Origin of the sequence: Ralstonia pickettii (genome assembly GCF_030582395.1) — a bacterium.
In the GTDB taxonomy this organism is placed as follows: Bacteria; Pseudomonadota; Gammaproteobacteria; order Burkholderiales; family Burkholderiaceae; genus Ralstonia; species Ralstonia pickettii_D.
Genome location: NZ_CP104381.1, coordinates 3,442,849 through 3,461,050, shown reverse-complemented (window position 1 = coordinate 3,461,050; position 18,202 = coordinate 3,442,849). Strand labels below are relative to the sequence as shown.

Sequence of the window (18,202 nt, the reverse complement as noted above, 5' to 3'; positions counted from 1 at the left end):
CTTCGATACCGCCCGCGCCGATGCGCTGGGCTTTGGCCGCGACACCTCGTTCGAAGCGATGGTGCGCAATTACGTGGACAGCGCGAAGGGCGTCTAACGGCCCTTTCCCAGCTCAACCGCAAACTTCACCAGTTCCGCCTGGCCCTCGATGCCGAGTTTGCGCTTCAGGTTCAGGCGGTGCGATTCCACCGTGCGCACGGACAAGCCCAGCTCGTCGGCGATGCGCTTGTTGGCATAGCCCTTGGCGATGCCGTCGAGAATGTCGCGCTCGCGCGGCGTGAGTGCCTCCACAGGCGTGGGCATGACGGCCTGCTCGGCCATGCGCATCGCCAGCTGTGCGCTGTAGAACGGGCGGCCGGCCAGCACGGCGTCGATGGCTTCGACCAGTTCGCTGGCGGGCGCGTCCTTGAGCACGTAGCCACGCGCGCCGGCGCGGATCACCTGCCGCACGTACTCGAGGTTGTCGTGCATCGAGAGGACGAGCACGGCAATCTCGGGAAATTCTTCGGCGAACTTCTCGGTCAGCGCGATGCCGTTCATGCCGCGCATGCCGATGTCCATCAGTGCCAGATCGGGGGCCAAGGAACGCGCGGCCTGCAGGGCGGCTTCGGCGTCGCCGGCTTCACCCACCACTTCGAAATGCGGCACGGCTTCGAGCCGCACGCGCACGCCATCGCGCACGAGCGGGTGATCGTCGACGAGGAGCAGTTTGACGGGCGCGGGTGATCGCATGTTCATACGAGTGGAGAAGAGGGGGCGGAAGCCAGTCGAGCGATGACGTCATGCGGCAGCACGGCGCTCACCTCCGTACCGTGCGAGCCGGAGGCGATGGTACAGCTGCCGCCGAGCGCGGCCATGCGTTCGCGCATATTGCGCAGGCCGATACCGTGTTGCGGGTCCACCTGTACGGATTCCACGTCGAAACCGGGGCCGTTGTCGCGAACAGACAAGCGCACAGCATCGAGATCGTTTTCCAGCAGCACGCCAATGCGCGTGGCTTGCGTGGCATGGCGCTCGATGTTCGAGACGGCTTCCTGCGCAATGCGGAACAGCGCGGTGTTGCACGCATCCGGCAACTGCACGGGCGGCCCGACAAGTTCGAGCGCAATCGCAAATCCCGGCTGGCTGTCTTCGTGGGCCTCGCGCGTTTCGCGCACGAGGAGTTCCAGCGCAGCCGCCAAGCCGAGGTCATCGAGCAACGCCGGACGCAGGTTGTGCGAAACGCGCCGCACCTCGCCCAGCGCACCGTTCAACCGGTCAAGCGCGCGACGCAGCATGCTGTCCGCCCGTTCGATCGACGCTGGCGATGCCGCTGACGCTTCGAGATGGCCATGCGCGGTTTCCAGCAGCAGCTTGGTGGAGACGAGCACCTGGCTGATGCCGTCGTGCAACTCGCGCGACACCCGCGCGCGTTCGTCTTCCTGTGATTTCACCACCTGCTGCGCGAGCTGGCGCAGCTTGGCATCAGCCTGGCGGTGGTCGCTCACGTTCAGCGCCAAACCGCTGCCGGCCACCAGCAGGATGCTGACCGCGGCAATGCCAACCACCCAGGCCAGTGTCTGGTCGATGTTGGTCTGCGCGCGCCGGTCAATCTCACGCAGGGTCTGCTCGATGTCGTCCAGGTACAGGCCGGTGCCGACCATCCAGCCCCACTGTGGGATCGGCTCGACGTAACCGAGCTTGGGCACGCTCTGGTGCGTGGACGGCTTGTCCCACATGTAACGCACGAAACCGCCGCCGGCCTGCGCAGCCGCCACCAGCTTCTGGATTGTCGGCTGACCACCGGCATCTGTCAGGTCCCACAAGTCGCGTCCGACAAGTTCGGGCTGGCGCGGGTGCATCAGGTTGCGGCCGCGCAGGTCATAGAGAAAGAAATAGCCGTCGGTGCCGAAATCGAGACGGGCGAGGGTGCGCATGGCTTCGTCGCGCGTGGCTTCGTCTGCGGCCCGGTCACCGCCATGGCCCGAGGCCAGCAGCGGGGCGATGGCGCTCTGCGCAAGCTTGACGTAAGAGCGCAGCTCGGTCTCCTTGGCCTGCAGATACGCCGACTCCACCAGCTGCCGCTCGTGCCGTGCCAGCGCGATCGACTGATGGCGCACGGTCAACATGATCGCCAGCATGGCGATGGTCAGCGGTGCGACGGCGAGCAGCAAGATTTTCTGGCGGAGCTTCATGGCAAAAACGCGGCGCTTTGCTGTATTGCGAGTTTCGGCGCGGTCTCGGTCGGGTGTGGCGCCCTGCGTAGAACTACGGACGTGCGTTGCGTAGTCCTCCGCTTGTGGCGCGGGGTAGGGCTGGCAAATACTACACGCCCCTGTCACGGGGCAGGACTTACCGCAGGGATGAACCCACATCCCGCGTTCAGCACAACACTTCGACCAAGGTTCGAGGAGACCGACATGAGCTTCGTCAGGCAACACCTGATCTGGCTGGTCATCGCCATTCTTGGCGCGTCTGCGTTTGCCACCGTTGCGCTAGCGCGCGGCGAGGCCGTCAGCGCGCTGTGGGTGGTGGTGGCCGCCGTATGCATCTACCTGATCGCGTATCGCTACTACAGCCGCTTCATTGCCGACAAGGTGCTCGGCCTGGACGGCACCCGCAAGACGCCCGCCTGGCGTTATAACGACGGGCTCGACTACGTTCCCACCAACAAGTACGTGCTGTTCGGCCACCACTTTGCGGCCATTGCTGGCGCCGGCCCGCTGGTCGGCCCTGTGCTGGCCGCGCAGATGGGTTATCTGCCCGGCATGCTGTGGATTCTGGCCGGCGTGGTGTTTGCCGGCGCGGTGCAGGATTTCATCGTGCTGTTCATATCCAGCCGCCGCGACGGCCGCTCGCTGGGCGACCTGGTGAAGAGCGAGATGGGCACGGTGCCCGGCGTGATCGCGCTGTTTGGCGCGTTCCTCATCATGATCATCATCCTCGCCGTGCTGGCGCTGATCGTCGTGAAGGCGCTGGTCGGTTCGCCGTGGGGCACGTTCACGGTGGCCGCGACGATTCCCATCGCGCTATTCATGGGCGTGTACGTGCGTTACATCCGCCCGGGCCGCATCGGCGAAATCTCGATCATCGGCTTCGTGCTGCTGATGCTCGCCATCATTGGCGGCCAAGCTGTGCACGAGAACGCCGCGCTGGCGCCGCTGTTCACGTTCGACGGCAAGGCCCTCACGTGGATGCTGATCGGCTACGGCTTTGTCGCCTCGGTGCTGCCGGTGTGGCTGCTGTTGGCGCCGCGCGACTACCTCTCGACATTCCTGAAGATCGGCACGATCCTCGCGCTGGCGATCGGTATCCTGATCGTCGCGCCGCAGATGCAGATGCCTTCGCTGACGCAGTTTGCTGCGGGCGGCGGCCCGGTGTGGTCGGGCAACATGTTCCCGTTCCTGTTCATCACCATTGCGTGCGGCGCGGTATCGGGCTTCCACTCGCTCATCTCATCGGGCACCACGCCCAAGTTGCTGGAGAACGAACGCCAAGCGCGCTTCATCGGCTACGGCGCGATGCTGATGGAATCGTTCGTCGCCATCATGGCGCTGGTGGCCGCTTCGGTCATCGACCCGGGCGTGTATTTTGCGATGAACAGCCCGGCGGCACTGGTGGGCGCGACGCCCGATACGGTGGCGCACACGCTGTCCACCTGGGGCTTCGTCATCTCCCCTGACGTGCTCGTCCAGACCGCCAAGGACGTCGGCGAGAACACCATCCTCGCCCGTGCAGGCGGTGCCCCGACGCTGGCTGTGGGCATGGCGCACATCCTGCACCAGGTGGTGGGCGGCCCCGCCATGATGGCCTTCTGGTACCACTTTGCGATCCTGTTCGAGGCGCTGTTCATCCTCACGGCGGTGGATGCAGGCACGCGCGCCGGGCGGTTCATGCTGCAGGATCTGCTGGGCACCTTCGTGCCGGCACTCAAGCGCACGGATTCGCTCGTCGCCAACCTCATTGCCACGGCCGCGACCGTCGCGCTGTGGGGCTACTTCCTGTACCAGGGCGTGGTCGACCCGCTGGGCGGCATCAATACGCTGTGGCCGCTGTTTGGCATCTCCAACCAGATGCTCGCCGCGATTGCGCTGACACTGGGCACCTGCGTGCTGGTCAAGATGAAACGCGACCGCTACGTGTGGGTGACGCTGCTGCCGACCGCCTGGCTGCTGATCTGCACGCTCACCGCCGGCTGGCAGAAGCTGTTCGATCCGGACCCGAAGATCGGCTTCCTGGCGCATGCCAACAAGTACGCCGGCGCGATCGCCGAAGGCAAGCTTCTGGCCCCGGCCAAGTCGATGGCGCAGATGCAGCAGGTGGTGCTGAACGACCGCATCGACGCGTTCCTGTGCGGCCTGTTCATTCTCGTGGTGGTCAGCATCGCCTGGTATGGCGTGCGCACGGTGCTCAAGGCGCGCGCCGCGAGCCGCCCGACCGCCAACGAAACGCCCTACGAAGCGCTGGGCGCATGAGCACGGGCATGCGCGAAGAACTCGAAAACTTCGGCCGCTACCTGGGCCAGACGCTGCGCCTGATGGTGGGCGTGCCGGACTACGACACCTACGTGCGCCACATGCAGGAGACCCATCCGGGCCAGGCCGTCATGACGTACGAAGACTTCTTCCGCGAACGCCAGGACGCGCGCTACGCGGGGCGCGTCGGCCGCTGCTGTTGACGAACGGCTGATCGGGCTCCAAAGCAAAAACCGCCGGTGCATGCAGCCATGCCCGGCGGTTTTTACTGACATGCGCTACAGGGACTGACGTGCCGCCGTGGGCGGATCGCCGTGCTTGGCCCGGTAGGTTTTCTCCACCAGTTCACGCAGCTTGCCGAGCGCCCCCACATCGCCTTGGGCGGCCGCCCTGCCGTACCACTTCTTGGCCTGCTCGATATCCTGCGGCACGACGCCGGGCTCGCCGCGCTCGTAGTAGCTGCCGACGATGTACTGCGATGGCGCATCGCCCCCCTCGGCTGCCTTCTTGTACCAGGTGAATGCGCGCCCGTAGTCGCGTGGCACACCGCGCCCGGTGAAGTAATCGGTGGCCAGCGCGCGCTGCGCCTCGACATGCCCGCCGGCGGCGGCACGCTCGTACCACTTGTTGGCTTCTTCAAGGGAGCGCGGTACCAGCTCGCCGCGTTCGAACAATTCGCCGTAGGCAAACTGTGCGTGGGTCATCTGGTTGTCGGCGGCTTGGCGCAGCCACTTGACCGCTTCGTCAGGCCGCGCGACGGTGCCTTCGCCGCGCATCAGCATCATTGCGTAGTTGAATTGCGCGAGCCGGTTGCCGCGCTGCGCCGCCTCGGCGAATTCGTCGAAGGCGTGGCCGAAATCGTTCTTCTCGTAGTGGGCGATGGCGATCTGGGTGAGGGCATCGGCGTCGCCCCGCACATCTTTCGGCGGCGTGGCAGCCCATGTAAAAGGCGCCGCCATCCCTATCGCAACCACCAACGCCGCCTGCAGCATGCGCGGACTTCTGCGCCTGGTCTGTCTGCTCATCGCACGCTCCTCATCGGAAGATGAACCAGTGTAGCGCGCTACTGCGCTGCGCGCGGGCGGGCACAAACCAGCACACGTCAAGCCGATCGATGCCGAAGCAATCAGCCGGCGCGCACCCGGTACACCGCCACGCTGCCGCGCCAGTTGGCGCCCCAACGCACCACGTTGCCTTCGTGCAGCACCACGCGGTCGAGAATCACCAGTCCCACCTTGGGCGCCAGCGCTTCAAAGTCGCGGATGGTCAGCACGCGCACGTTGGGCGTGTCGTACCACTCGTATGGCAGCGATTCCGACACAGGCATGCGCCCGCGGAAGATCGACAGCCGATGCGGCCAGTAACCAAAGTTTGGGAAAGACACGATGCACTCGCGGCCCACGCGCAGCATCTCGCGCAGCACCTGCGCCGTGTTGTGGATGGTCTGCAGCGTCTGCGACAGGATCACCGTGTCGAAGCTCTTGTCTTCGAACAGCGCGAGCCCACCCTCAAGGTTCTGCTGGATCACGTGCACGCCTTTTTGGGTGGAGGCCAGCACGCCCGCATCGTCGATCTCGATGCCGTAAGCCAGCACATCCAGCTCATCCTGCAGCACGCTCAGCAGGCTGCCGTCTGCGCAACCGAGGTCGAGCACGGTGGAGCGCGGCTCGATCCAGCGGGCGATGGCGCGGAAGTCGGCCCGGTCCGCCAGGATGTTCGGCACGACGGAGGGTGCCGCGGGGTTCAGCGTTTGCGTTGTCATGCGCCGATCTCCTGGGCGATGCGTTCGTAGTAGGCGCGGACCAGCGCGTGGTAGCGCGCGTCCTCCAGAAGGAAGGCGTCGTGGCCGTGAGGCGCGTCGATCTCGCCGTAAGTGACACGGTGCTTGTTGTCGAGCAGCGCCTTGACCAGCTCGCGGCTGCGCGAAGGGGCGAATCGCCAGTCGGTCATGAAGCTGACGACGAGATAGCTCGCCTTGGTATGCGCGACGGCCTTGGTCAGATTGCCGCCGTAAGCCAGCGCGGGGTCGAAGTAATCGAGCGCGCGCGTGATGAGCAGATACGTGTTCGCATCGAAATATTCGGCAAACTTGTCGCCCTGGTAGCGCAGGTAGCTCTCGACCTGGAACTCCACGTCGAACGAGAAACGGATGTCATCCGCCTTCAGCTCGCGGCCGAATTTCGCCGCCATGTCCTCGTCCGACAGATATGTGATGTGGCCGATCATCCGGGCCACGCGCAAACCGCGCTTCGGCTTGACGTTGTGCGCGTAGTAATCGCCGCCGTGGAAATCGGGGTCGGACAGGATCGCGCTGCGTGCCACCTCGTTGAAGGCGATGTTCTGCGCCGACAGCTTGGGGGTGGACGCCACCACCACGCAATGCCGCAGCCGGTCCGGATACATCAGGCTCCAGGCCAGCGCCTGCATGCCGCCGAGGCTGCCGCCCATCACCGCTGCAAACTGCTGGATGCCGAAACGATCCGCCACGCGCGCCTGCGCGTTCACCCAGTCTTCCACCGTCACCACGGGAAAGCGCGCGCCGTAGGGCAGGCCCGTTTCCGGATGCGGGCTCATGGGGCCGGTCGAGCCGAAACACGAACCCAGGTTATTCACCCCGATGACGAAAAAGTGGTTCGTGTCGACCGGCTTGCCGGGGCCGACCATGTTGTCCCACCAGCCGACTTCGCCCTCGGCATGCACGCCCGCCACGTGGTGCGAAGCGTTGAGCGCGTGGCAGATGAGCACGGCGTTGGAACGGTCGGCATTGAGCGTGCCGTAGGTCTCGACCATCAGGTCGTAGCCGCTGATCTGCGAGCCGTTGCGCAGTTGCAGCGGCTCGGCAAAGTGCATGCGCTCGGGCACGACCAAGCCGATGGCATTGGCCGGTTTGCCCTGATGTGCCGTCGGAGAAGAGGTATCGGCCTGCGCCGCATCGGGTGCGGTGACCGCGGGGTCAGCCTGGATGTCTGTCATGGCACCAAAGAAAAAACCCGACCGGCAACGCTGTTCACGCAACCAATCGGGTTCTCATGTGGCGCACGGAGGGCGCTTGCTTTCACCACCCCGCTCTGACCGAACCTCTTTAGCCGCATTTGTAATGAGAGCCCAGCGCCACATCCGTGGATGTCTGAACTCCCGCGCGCCCGCAAGCCAGTCGTCAAATCGGCGCGCCAGAGGAACGTGATTATAGAGCAAGCGGCGGCGGACGCATCATCGCAGCGTGATGCGCCCGATCCTCGCCCATGCGTCGGTCAGAGGCCGGCCATGTTGATGTACTTGATCTCCAGGTACTCGTCGATGCCGTACTTCGACCCTTCACGGCCCAGCCCCGATTGCTTGACGCCGCCAAACGGCGCTTCGGCCGTCGAGATCAGCCCCGTATTGACGCCAACCATGCCCGACTCGAGCGCATCCGAAACGCGCCACGCGCGGCCCAGATCGCGCGTGTAGAAATACGCAGCGAGACCGAACTCGGTGTCGTTGGCAGCGGCCACGGCTTCGTCTTCCGTGTCGAAGGGAATGAGCGCAGCCAGCGGGCCGAACGTTTCTTCATGCGCGACCAGCATGTCGGCCTTTGCGTCGACCAGGACGGTCGGCTCGAAAAACGCGCCGCCCTGTGCAGACAACGCATGCGGCTTGCCGCCCACCAGCACGCGGGCGCCTTGGCGTACGGCGTCGTCCAGATGCTGTTGCACCTTGTCCATCGCGCGCATGTGGATCAGCGGCCCCTGCTGCACGCCGGGCTCCGTACCGTTGCCCACGCGCAGCGCACGCACGGCGTCGGCCAGCTTGGCGGCAAACGTGTCGTAGATGCCGCGCTGCACATAGAAGCGGTTCGCACAGACACAGGTCTGGCCCGCGTTACGGTACTTGGCGATCATCGCGCCTTCCACCGCTGCATCGACGTCGGCATCGTCGAACACGATGAACGGCGCATTGCCGCCCAGTTCGAGCGAGAGCTTCTTGATGTCGTCGGCGCACTGGCGCATCAGCAAACGACCCACGGCTGTCGAGCCCGTGAAGCTGAGCTTGCGCACGACAGGGTTGGAGGTCAGTTCGCCACCAATCGCCTGCGAATCGCCCGTGACGATGGACAGCAAGCCTGCCGGCACGCCGGCACGCGCCGCCAGCTCAGCAAACGCCAGGGCCGAGTAGGGCGTTTCCAGCGCCGGCTTGACCACCATCGAGCAGCCCGCCGCCAGCGCCGGGCCGACCTTGCGCGTCATCATCGCGATGGGGAAATTCCACGGCGTGATGGCCGCGCTCACGCCGATCGGCTCCTTCTGCACGACGATGCGGCGATCGCCCTGCGGCGACGGAATCGTGTCGCCGTAAATGCGGCGCGCTTCTTCCGCAAACCATTCGATGAACGAGGCGGCGTAGGCGATTTCACCGGCGGCTTCCGGCAGCGGCTTGCCTTGCTCGGCCGTGAGGATGGCCGCAAGGTCCTGCTGGTGCTCCATCATCAGATCGGCCAGCTTGCGCAGAATCTTGGCGCGATCACGTGCGCTCACCTTGCGCCAGGCACGTTGCGCAACCTGTGCGGCTTCGATGGCGCGGCGCGTTTCGGCGGCGCCCATGCCGGGCACGGTGCCGATGGTGCGGCCGGTGGCGGGATCGGTCACGTCGCGCGTGGCACCGTCATCGGCATCGGCCCAGGTGCCGGCGACGAACGCTTGCGTGCGCCAGAGGCCGGGGTCTTTCAGCGCGATCGGCGGCGTAACCGGTGCGCTTGGCAAATCGGTGCGGGTCATGGTGTCAGCCCTCCAGTGCGCGTTGCAGGATGGCAAGGCCCTCTTCGAACACCGCGTCTTCAATCGTGAGCGGAAACAGGAAGCGGATCACGTTGCCGTATACGCCGCACGACAGGAGGAGCAGGCCGGCTTCGAGCGCCCGTTGCTGCACGAGCTTGGTGCAATCGGCGTCGGGCTTGCCGTCCGGCGTGTTGAATTCGACAGCAACCATCGCGCCCACGCCACGCACTTCGGCAATGCGCGGCTGCTTGGCCTTGGCAGCGTTCAGTGCGTCGACCAGACGTGCGCCCAGGGCGGCAGAGCGCTCGCAGAGCTTCTCGTCGGCAATGATGTCGAGCACCGCATGCGCGGACGCCACCGCCAGCGGGTTGCCGGCGTAGGTGCCGCCAAGTCCGCCCGGAGCAGGGGCGTCCATGATCTCTGCGCGGCCTGTGACGGCGGACAGCGGCAGGCCGCCGGCCAGGCCCTTGGCCATCGTCGTAATGTCGGGCAGCACGCCGGTGTGCTCCATGGCAAACAGCTTGCCGGTGCGGGCAAAGCCGGTTTGCACTTCGTCGGCGATCATCACGATGCCGTGCTCGTCGCACAGCGCGCGGATGGCGCGCACGAAATCGGCGGGCATCTGGTAGAAGCCGCCCTCGCCCTGCACCGGCTCGAAGATGACGGCCGCCACCTGGCGCGGATCGATATCCGCCTTGAACAGACGCTGGATGGCATCCAGCGCATCCTGCGTGCTCACGCCATGCAGCGCGACCGGCGCCGGCACGTGGTAGATGCTGCCCGGGAACGGCCCGAAGCCCGTCTTGTACGGCACCACCTTGCCCGTCAGCGACATGCCCATGAACGTACGGCCGTGGAACGCGCCCGTGAGTGCGATCACACCCGGGCGGCCCGTGTGCGCCCGTGCGATCTTGATGGCGTTTTCGACAGCCTCGGCGCCGGTGGTGAAGAACGCGGTCTTCTTGGCGTGCGTGCCGGGCGTGAGCGTGTTCAGGCGCTCGGCCAACTCGACGTACGAACCGTACGGCACGATCTGGAAAGCGGTGTGCGTGAAGTGATCCAACTGCTCGCGCACGGCCTGCACCAGACGCGGGTGGCGATGGCCCGTATTGACCACGGCAATGCCGGCCGCGAAGTCGATGTAGCGGCGGCCTTCGACGTCCCAGAACACGGCGTTCTCGGCGCGCTCGGCGTAGCGATCGGTCATCACGCCGACGCCGCGCGGCGTAGCGGCCAGGCGGCGGGCATTCCATTGGGCATTCTGTTGCGGGTCTCGGGCGTTCATGGCGGTCGTGTGCGTTGGGTCAAGAAAGAGGCGATGCGGGCCAGTGTGGCCTCATTGGCTCTGTACAATAAGACCCAATCAAGATTTTCTTTTGGAACCACTTTGGCTCCATCGCGCACCATGGCCGACCATTCACCCACGCACCGCGCCAGCATGCTGGTCGACTACCTGCAGCGCCGTTTTGACCGTGCCGACCCCGGCGGCGAGCCCGACCATCGCCGCCTCTACCGCGTGTTGCAGGAAGGCATCCTGCGCGACGAACTGCAGCCGGGCACCCGCCTGCCGTCATCGCGGCAGTTGGCGTCCGAGCTAGGTATCGCACGCAACACGGTCATCCACGTTTATGAACAACTCGGTGTGGAAGGCTATGTCTCGGCGGGCGTTGGCAGCGGCACCTTCGTCGCCGATACCGCACCAGACCGGCTGGACGCCGCGCCTGCACCGGCTGCAGCCGTCGCCACAGCAGCGGCCGCGCCGATCGCCGAGGCAGCCACGCCGTCTGCGCCGATGCTTTCCACGCGCGGCCGTGCGCTGGTGCGCGATGCAGGCGCCAGCTCGCGCCAATGGGGCGCCTTCATGCCGGGCGTGCCGGAAGTGCGGATGTTTCCGGCACGTATCTGGTCGCGATTGCACAACCGGCTGCTGCGCAAGCCATCGCCCGCGTTGCTGACGTATCCCGTAGGCGCGGGCTACCTGCCGTTGCGCACCGCGCTGGCCGATTACTTGCGTACCGCACGCGGCGTGCGCTGCGAGCCCGAGCAGATCGTCATCACTGCCGGCATCCATCCTTCGCTCCAGCTCATCGCGCAGTTGCTGTGCGACGCAGGCGACAGCGCATGGATTGAAGACCCCGGGTACTGGGGCGTGCGCAGCGTCCTCACCGCTGCGGGCGTGCGCACCGTGCCGCTGCCGGTGGACGACGAAGGCATGCGCTTTGACATCCCCACGCGCGGTCGCCAGGGCAGCAAGCCGCCGAGGCTCATGGTGGTCTCGCCCTCGCACCAATATCCGCTCGGTTCGGTGATGAGCCTGGCGCGACGCCGCGCGCTGCTGGCGACCGCACATGCCACCGATGCGTGGATTGTTGAAGACGATTACGACAGCGAATTCCGCTACGGCAGCCGTCCGCTGCCCTCATTGCAGGGGCTGGATGAAGGCGGGCGCGTGCTTTACATGGGCACGTTCTCGAAAGTGCTGTTCCCCAGCTTGCGGATCGGCTATCTGGTCGTGCCGCCGGCGCTGGCCGATGCGTTTGCGACGGGGCTGTCGGAGATGTTCCGCGGCGGCCAGATTCTCACGCAGGCCGTGCTGGCGGACTTCATTGCGGAGGGCCATTTCGTCTCGCACATCCGGCGCATGCGCGGCGTGTATGCCGAGCGGCGCGAAACGCTGCTGGCGTCCATCAACCGCGAGTTTGGCGACGCGCTGCCTGTGCATGACGGCGCGTCGGGCCTGCATCTCGTGCTGGGCTTGCCGGCCGGCACCAACGATGTGGCCGTTGCCGATCTGGCGCTCGCCAATGACGTCGTCACGCGCCCGCTGTCACGGTATTACCAGGACGATGCGCGTCGCCTGCCTGGGCTGCTGCTCGGCTATGGCCATGTGGAGACGGAGCAGATTGCGGCGCGCTTTCATACGTTGGCGGAGGCGGTACGTACCATCGGCTGACCTACGACGCGCGCAATAAAAAAGCCCCGCATTGCGGGGCCTTCTTTCGATGATGCCGGCTCATGCCAACAGCACGCGCAACTGCGCATCTGCACCTTCGACCGGAGACTTCCGGAAGCCGCTCTTCGCATACCGATGCCAGCGCCCCAGCACAGCACACACGAGCAGGTTGGCGCGCGATGCGATATCGGTATCCGCAGGCCAAGCACCCTGCGTGACCGCGATACGCAGACTCTGTTTGAGCGACGCCTCGATGCGATCCAGGCACTGCGCCATGCGCTCGGGCAGGCGCTCGTCTTCGCCGACCAGCGCATCGCCCACCAGCACGCGCGTCATGCCTGGATTCTTGTCGGCAAACGACAGCAGCATGTGCGCGATGGCATGCGCCTGGCGCAAACCGTGTTCTTCGCGCAGCGTGATCTGGTTGATGAGGCCGAAGACGGTCTGCTCGATAAATTCGATCAGCCCTTCGAACATCTGCGCCTTGCTGGCGAAGTGACGATAGAGAGCCGCTTCGGAGACATCCAGCCGTGCAGCCAAGCCTGCGGTTGTGATCTTTTCACCACGCGGATGCTCGAGCATACCGGCGAGCGTCTGCAGAATCTGCACACGGCGCTCGCCCGGGCGGGGGCGTTTGCGTACCGGCGGTGCTGCTATGGCGACGTCCGCGACCGGCTCGGCGGTCGGAAACTCGGTTTGCGCGTTGCTCATGACTTCCTGGCCCCTCTCCCGTTCTGAGCGCGGAGTTACCACTGCCTAGCCGCGTCGAACAAGCCTTCGTTTTAGTTGAAGCACCGATTTTACTTTCACGCTCACATAGCCGGGCCGGTTGGCGAACAAAATCGGTGTGGCGGCCGGTTGATGTGGTGAATTTGCACGCGCGCCCATTGCCGACGCTTGCATTGGATGCGATGCATCGGCAGCGGGAGTCAGCTGGACGCCCGGCAGCACGCGCCGCAGATAGCCTGTCACCCAGACGGTGCCGATCCCCAGGCGTCGATAGCGTTTGAGGTGAGAAAGCGTGTCTTCGACGAGGATGGCGCGTGATGGCGCAATCCGTTCGCGTGCAAGCAGCCGGCGCAGCATCAGCGGATCGGGTTTCGGGCGCAGGCGCCGGTGCACCCACATGTGTTCGACGGCGATTTCGCGCAGGAATGCGCGTTTCAGGCCAATCAGCCGCAGCACCTCGCGTGCGTAGGCCGCAGGCGCGTTCGTCAGCAAAATCTTTCGCCCTGGCAGCGCGCGCAGCAGTTGGGCCAGGCCGCGCTCTGCGCGCACCATGGCGCGCAGGTCTTCAAAGCGGTGTGCCTCGGCCAGGAAATCATCGGGGTCGACGCCGTGGTGGCGGACCATGCCCAGAATCGTGGCGCCGTAGCGGCGCCAGTAGTCCACGCGCACCTGGCTGGCGGTGGCGTCATCGGTGCCAAGCACGCGGGCCACGTATGCCGTCATCAGCCGGTTGATCTGTGGAAAGATCGCGTGCGATGCGTGGTGAAGGGTGTTGTCGAGGTCGAACAGCCAGACCGGCTGCCGGGCGGGCGCAGAGCCCGCCGGCACCTCGCGCGGGAAGGTGCGCGCAGCATGGCGCACGCGCACCGCCCGGGTGGTTCGCATCAGTGCGAGCGGATCATCGTGCCGAACGCCTGTTCGGTCAGGATTTCCAGCAGCAGCGAGTGCTCGATGCGGCCATCGACGATGTGCACCGAGTTCACGCCGCTCTTGGCGGCATCCAGTGCCGACGAAATCTTCGGCAGCATGCCGCCCGAGATCGTACCGTCGGCAAACAGTTCGTCGATCTCGCGCGCCGACAGGTCGGTCAGCAGGTTGCCCTGCTTGTCCATCACGCCCGGAATGTTGGTCATCATGACCAGCTTTTCGGCTTTCAGGATCTCGGCCATCTTGCCGGCGACGACGTCGGCATTGATGTTGTAGGCCTGGCCTTCGTCAGAGAAGCCGATCGGCGAAATGACCGGAATGAACGCGTCGTCCTGCAGCGCCTTGACCACGGCCGGATTGATCGTCTCGATGTCGCCCACGAAGCCGATGTCGAGAAACTCGCCCGGCTTCTCCCGATCCGGCATCTTCAGCTTTTTGGCGCGGATCAACCCGCCGTCCTTGCCGGTCAGGCCGACTGCCTGGCCGCCGTATTGGTTGATCAGCATGACGATGTCCTGTTGGACTTCGCCGCCGAGCACCCATTCGACCACTTCCATGGTCTCTTCGTCGGTCACGCGCATGCCCTGGATGAAGGTACCTTGCTTGCCGACCTTCTTCAGGGCCTCGTCAATTTGCGGGCCGCCGCCGTGCACCACCACCGGGTTCATGCCGACCAGCTTGAGCAGGATCACGTCACGCGCGAAACCGTGCTTGAGCTTTTCCTCCGTCATGGCGTTGCCACCGTATTTGATGACGATGGTCTTGCCGTGGAACTTGCGAATGTAAGGCAGAGCCTGCGCAAGAATCTCAGCCTTCACCGGTGGCGCGATATGCGCGAGTTCGGGGTCGAGGCCAGCAGGGTCGGGGGCAGCAGAAGCGTTCATGACGGTGACATCCGGTTGGGCAGGTATGATGGAACGCCGAATGTCGCCTGCAACACAAAAAACGAAGCAGCCCATTTTCGGCAGCGGGATTTTACAAGAAAAGGCGCTACGGTCTGCCGGCGCACCTTATGTGCCCGCCATACCGTTGCCACGAAAGAACACCCTGGGGAATCATGGCCATCGCACCCGACCAACTCGACGCGCTGCGCCCTCACCTGCTGCGCTTTGCGCAATTGCAATTGCGCGACACGGCCCTGGCCGAAGACACGGTGGCCGACACCATCCTGGCCGTGCTCGAACATCCAGAGCGCTTTGCCGGCAACGCCTCGCTCAAGACTTACGTCATCGGCATCCTCAAGCACAAGATCATCGATGCGATCCGGTCGGGGCGGCGCGAAGTGCGCGTCTCGCTGCTTGCGGGCGGTGAATCCGACGAGGCCGGCATGCGTTCCGACGAGGCGGTCTTCGACAGCCTGTTCGCCGCCGACGGCCACTACACGAGCCCGCCCTCGGATTGGGGCGACCCCGATGCCGCGCTGTCGCGGCGCGAGTTCTTCGACGTGCTGCAAATGTGCGTTGATCGCCTGCCGCCGCGTGTTGGCCGCGTCTTCATGATGCGCGAGTGGCTGGAGTTGGAAACCGACGAAATCTGTCAGGAATTGCAGATCACCGCGACCAATGCCTGGGCACTTCTCTACCGTGCCCGCATGCGCCTGCGCGAGTGCCTTGATCTGCACTGGTTCGGCAATCAGCCCACCGCCGCCTGAACCGCCCGCAGGCGCACCTAAGCCGCATCACCGAGAACAATCATGCCGAACCGTTGGGGACTACCCACCTGTAAAGAAGCCCACCGCATGCTGGTGTCGAAGATGGATCGCGACCTCTCCACAGGTGAGCGGCTGCGCCTGCGCGTGCATTTGTTTGCCTGCGATGCGTGTACGCGGTTCTCACACCAGATGGGGTTTCTGCGCCAGGCAATGCACAAGCTCGGGCACGAAGACGACGGGAGCAGCCAAGCGTGACCCCGTCGGCCGCCAACACCGCATGTGCAATCTGCGGCGCGGCGTTGCGCTGCGGCGCCATCGGCGAGGGCTCGCAGCGCGATACAACATGCTGGTGCATGACCGAAGAAGCGCTACCTGTCAGCGCGCGGCGCCCGGGACAAGGCTGCCGCTGCCAGCGTTGCCTGCGCGAAGCGATTGCGCAGGCGCGGGCAGCATCCGAATCCAACTGACTGATCAGTCCTTGTCTTTGCCGTCGTCGTCGAGCGTGCGCAATGCGCGGTGGACGTCGGCCCGGCCGCGCTGACGTTCAGCGTGGCCGCCTTCGGTGTGGGCGCCGGCCTTGCGGCCGCGGGCGAGCGGCACGAAAACGTTGCGCGGGCGCGCCGTGCCGGCCTTCGTTGAAGGCTCGATGCGGAAGGTCAGTTTCTGGCGAGTGCCCAGTGTCTTGTTAGCCATGGGAATGCTTGCTTGCGTGGCTTGAAGCGACACTCGCCGCAAGCCATCAATGTTTGTGTTCGCCACCGTGGTTCATGGCGGGCATGTTGCCGGCGGTCAGGTCGCGCACTCGGGCCTCGACCTTCTGCTCGACGACGCGCTTGTCGGCCAGCTCGACCTTGAGCGTGAGCGGCACGGTGGCGTCCTTGGCCAGGGGCTGCTTCAGGTCCATGAGCATCACGTGGTAGCCGCCCGGCTTGAGCTGCACCGTCTGGCCCTTCGGCAGGTCCAGTGACTGAACGGCGCGCATGCGCATGACGTTGCCTTCCATCTTCATTTCGTGAATCTCGGCCGTGCCGGCCACGGGCGTCGACACGCCCACCACTTTGGCACCGTCGGCCGATTGCAGCGTCATGAATGCGCCGCTGGACGTTTGGCCGGGCACCGTGCCGCGCACCCACGCGTCTTGCACGGTGACCTGCGCGTAAGCGGTGACGCTGGCGAGCAGGCCAGCGGTGAGCACAGCCAGGGCTGCGGAAGAACGGATCAACCGGGACGTCATCATCAAAGGCTCCTGTCAGGACGTACGTGCTGCGCATTAAAGCACAGCACCTGCGGGGAGATAGGTTGGGTGCACAATTGTGCGGCTGATTGACGCATCGCCGCACGGAGAACCGCGCGGCGCGCACGTTTACACTTGTTCACCATGCTTTCCACCCTGTCTCTTGCCGCCCCTCTGCTGGATGCCTCCAGTCTACGCCGCCTGTTTTGGCTGCGATGGAGCCTGCTGGCCACCCAACTGGTGCTGATGCTGCTCGCGCCGCTGGTATTTGGCGTGCAACTGCCGGTGGTGCCGCTGCTGAGCGTGATGGGCCTGCACGCGCTATTCAACCTGCTGACCGGATGGCGGGTGCGGCGCAACCGGCCCGTGCAGCATATCGAGATCACCGTTCAACTGCTGGTGGACCTGACCGCGCTGTCCGCCCTGCTGTATTTCACAGGTGGCGCGACCAACCCGTTTGTCTCGTTCTATCTGCCGGCGCTGGCGATTGCCGCCGCCATGCTGCCGATCGCTCACGTGGTCGGCCTGACGCTGTACGCCCTGGCCGCCTATAGCATGATGCTCGGCAACTACATCCCGCTGAAGCTGGCGAACCAGGCCGATGCATTGGCCTATCACCTGGCCGGCATGTGGATCGATTTTGTGGCCAGCAGCGCGATGATCGCCGGCTTTACGGCGCGCCTGTCCGCCGCCCTGCGCGAGAGCGATGCACAGCTGACCGAAGCGCGCGAGCGGCTGCTGCGCGAGCAACGCATCGAAGCTCTGATGTCGCAAGGCGCGAGCGTGGCGCATGAAATGGGCACGCCGCTGTCTACCGTGGCCGTCATCACCGGCGAACTGCAGCACGACGCGAAGCAGCCCGACTCCCCACTGGCTCCGTACCGTGAAGACCTGCGCGCCATCGAACAGCAGCTTGAGCTGTGCCGCGCCGCGCTGGCGCGACTGCAGAGCAAACCCAACGACGGCGCGCCGGAGCCGCTTGGCCAATGGCTACCGGGTTTTACGCAGACGTGGCAGCTTCGCCATCCGGATATCCGCCTCCACACGGAGGCGTCGCCCGCGGCACAGGCGGTGGAATTGGATGCGGTGAACGTCGGTCAGATTCTCACCATCCTGCTCGACAACGCTGCCCGCAGCCAGCACCACGCCGGGCGCGACCTGGTGCCGCTGCTGCTGACCGCTAGGATCGACGCCAACCCCGATACGCCACGCGATATGCCCCCGCAGATCGTGCTGTCCATCGTCGATACGGGGTTGGGTTTGCCTGAAGACCTGCGCGCCTCGCTTGGCCGCACGCCGGTGCCAAGCCGGCACGGCGGACGCGGCATCGGGCTGTACCTGGCCTCCACCACGGCGCGCCGGCTGGGTGGTACCGTGACGCTGCGCCCGAACCCGCCGCAAGGCGCCATTGCCGAACTCCGCCTGCCGATCGGTGGTCCGACAGAACACCCGGCCGCTCCCATCATGGGCGCGCCCACCCTCTTTACATAATGAGACGGC

19 protein-coding genes are annotated in these 18,202 nt (G+C 65.3%); 7 read left to right on the top strand and 12 right to left on the bottom strand.

Annotation, left to right across the window (positions count from 1 at the left end):
- Nucleotides 1–93: 93 nt before the first annotated feature.
- Nucleotides 94–738, bottom strand: coding sequence for a response regulator (locus N5B55_RS16660; protein WP_178961123.1), 645 nt, complete (start codon nt 736–738; stop codon nt 94–96).
- Nucleotides 735–2,174 (bottom strand): cache domain-containing protein, encoded by a 1,440-nt coding sequence (locus tag N5B55_RS16655; protein WP_178961122.1) that lies wholly within the window; start codon nt 2,172–2,174, stop codon nt 735–737. The genes N5B55_RS16660 and N5B55_RS16655 overlap by 4 nt, the downstream gene beginning before the upstream one ends.
- 225 nt (nt 2,175–2,399) lie before the next feature.
- On the opposite strand from N5B55_RS16655, the gene N5B55_RS16650 reads away from it, so the two are divergent.
- Together N5B55_RS16650 and N5B55_RS16645 are read left to right on the top strand one after the other, a co-directional pair.
- Nucleotides 2,400–4,454 (top strand): carbon starvation CstA family protein, encoded by a 2,055-nt coding sequence (locus tag N5B55_RS16650; protein WP_304538726.1) that lies wholly within the window; start codon nt 2,400–2,402, stop codon nt 4,452–4,454.
- An 8-nt stretch (nt 4,455–4,462) separates the two neighbouring features.
- A complete protein-coding gene (locus N5B55_RS16645; protein ID WP_004628224.1) occupies nt 4,463–4,657 on the top strand; it encodes a YbdD/YjiX family protein in 195 nt (64 codons plus the stop codon).
- Nucleotides 4,658–4,732: 75 nt separating this feature from the next.
- Here N5B55_RS16645 and N5B55_RS16640 read toward each other — a convergent pair whose 3' ends face one another.
- From N5B55_RS16640 to gabT, 5 genes are all read right to left on the bottom strand, one after another.
- On the bottom strand, nt 4,733–5,479 hold the full coding sequence (locus tag N5B55_RS16640) for a tetratricopeptide repeat protein (RefSeq protein ID WP_304538725.1): 747 nt from the start codon (nt 5,477–5,479) through the stop codon (nt 4,733–4,735).
- Between the two features lie 101 nt (nt 5,480–5,580).
- The gene (metW, locus tag N5B55_RS16635; protein ID WP_065860100.1) at nt 5,581–6,216 is read right to left on the bottom strand and encodes a methionine biosynthesis protein MetW; all 636 of its coding nucleotides are present in this window, start codon (nt 6,214–6,216) and stop codon (nt 5,581–5,583) included.
- Complete coding sequence (gene metX, locus N5B55_RS16630) at nt 6,213–7,427, bottom strand: homoserine O-succinyltransferase MetX (protein ID WP_154207815.1); 1,215 nt, start codon at nt 7,425–7,427, stop codon at nt 6,213–6,215. Before metX ends, metW begins: the two co-directional genes overlap by 4 nt.
- Nucleotides 7,428–7,705: 278 nt before the next feature.
- A complete protein-coding gene (locus tag N5B55_RS16625; protein ID WP_304538724.1) occupies nt 7,706–9,208 on the bottom strand; it encodes an NAD-dependent succinate-semialdehyde dehydrogenase in 1,503 nt (500 codons plus the stop codon).
- A 4-nt stretch (nt 9,209–9,212) separates the two neighbouring features.
- Nucleotides 9,213–10,493, bottom strand: coding sequence for a 4-aminobutyrate--2-oxoglutarate transaminase (gene gabT / locus N5B55_RS16620; RefSeq protein WP_304538723.1), 1,281 nt, complete (start codon nt 10,491–10,493; stop codon nt 9,213–9,215).
- A 153-nt stretch (nt 10,494–10,646) separates the two neighbouring features.
- Between gabT and pdxR the strand changes: the two genes are divergently transcribed.
- A complete protein-coding gene (pdxR, locus tag N5B55_RS16615) occupies nt 10,647–12,161 on the top strand; it encodes a MocR-like pyridoxine biosynthesis transcription factor PdxR (protein WP_304539816.1) in 1,515 nt (504 codons plus the stop codon).
- A gap of 60 nt (nt 12,162–12,221) precedes the next feature.
- On the opposite strand, the gene slmA is transcribed toward pdxR, so the two are convergent.
- From slmA to argB, 3 genes are read right to left on the bottom strand one after another with little or no spacing between them, the layout of a single operon-like run.
- Entirely contained in the window at nt 12,222–12,872 is a 651-nt protein-coding gene (gene slmA, locus N5B55_RS16610) for a nucleoid occlusion factor SlmA (RefSeq protein WP_015856104.1), read from the bottom strand.
- Nucleotides 12,873–12,917: 45 nt separating this feature from the next.
- Nucleotides 12,918–13,775: an HAD-IA family hydrolase gene (locus N5B55_RS16605; RefSeq protein WP_304538722.1), complete on the bottom strand. Its 858-nt coding sequence runs from the start codon at nt 13,773–13,775 to the stop codon at nt 12,918–12,920.
- Nucleotides 13,775–14,701: an acetylglutamate kinase gene (argB, locus tag N5B55_RS16600; protein ID WP_304538721.1), complete on the bottom strand. Its 927-nt coding sequence runs from the start codon at nt 14,699–14,701 to the stop codon at nt 13,775–13,777. The genes N5B55_RS16605 and argB overlap by 1 nt, the downstream gene beginning before the upstream one ends.
- Before the next feature lie 173 nt (nt 14,702–14,874).
- Here argB and N5B55_RS16595 point away from each other — a divergent pair, with 173 nt between their 5' ends.
- The 3 genes from N5B55_RS16595 to N5B55_RS16585 are packed head-to-tail and all read left to right on the top strand — an operon-like array spanning nt 14,875 to nt 15,935.
- Nucleotides 14,875–15,468: a sigma-70 family RNA polymerase sigma factor gene (locus tag N5B55_RS16595; RefSeq protein WP_015856101.1), complete on the top strand. Its 594-nt coding sequence runs from the start codon at nt 14,875–14,877 to the stop codon at nt 15,466–15,468.
- A gap of 42 nt (nt 15,469–15,510) precedes the next feature.
- A complete protein-coding gene (locus N5B55_RS16590; protein ID WP_015856100.1) occupies nt 15,511–15,723 on the top strand; it encodes a zf-HC2 domain-containing protein in 213 nt (70 codons plus the stop codon).
- The gene (locus N5B55_RS16585; RefSeq protein WP_037028084.1) at nt 15,720–15,935 is read left to right on the top strand and encodes a cysteine-rich CWC family protein; all 216 of its coding nucleotides are present in this window, start codon (nt 15,720–15,722) and stop codon (nt 15,933–15,935) included. Before N5B55_RS16590 ends, N5B55_RS16585 begins: the two co-directional genes overlap by 4 nt.
- Nucleotides 15,936–15,939: 4 nt before the next feature.
- On the opposite strand, the gene N5B55_RS16580 is transcribed toward N5B55_RS16585, so the two are convergent.
- Entirely contained in the window at nt 15,940–16,161 is a 222-nt protein-coding gene (locus N5B55_RS16580) for a hypothetical protein (protein WP_304538720.1), read from the bottom strand.
- Nucleotides 16,162–16,207: 46 nt separating this feature from the next.
- Complete coding sequence (locus tag N5B55_RS16575) at nt 16,208–16,702, bottom strand: copper chaperone PCu(A)C (protein ID WP_080517549.1); 495 nt, start codon at nt 16,700–16,702, stop codon at nt 16,208–16,210.
- 144 nt (nt 16,703–16,846) lie between these two features.
- On the opposite strand from N5B55_RS16575, the gene N5B55_RS16570 reads away from it, so the two are divergent.
- On the top strand, nt 16,847–18,193 hold the full coding sequence (locus tag N5B55_RS16570; RefSeq protein ID WP_015856097.1) for an ATP-binding protein: 1,347 nt from the start codon (nt 16,847–16,849) through the stop codon (nt 18,191–18,193).
- The last annotated feature ends 9 nt before the right edge of the window (nt 18,194–18,202 follow it).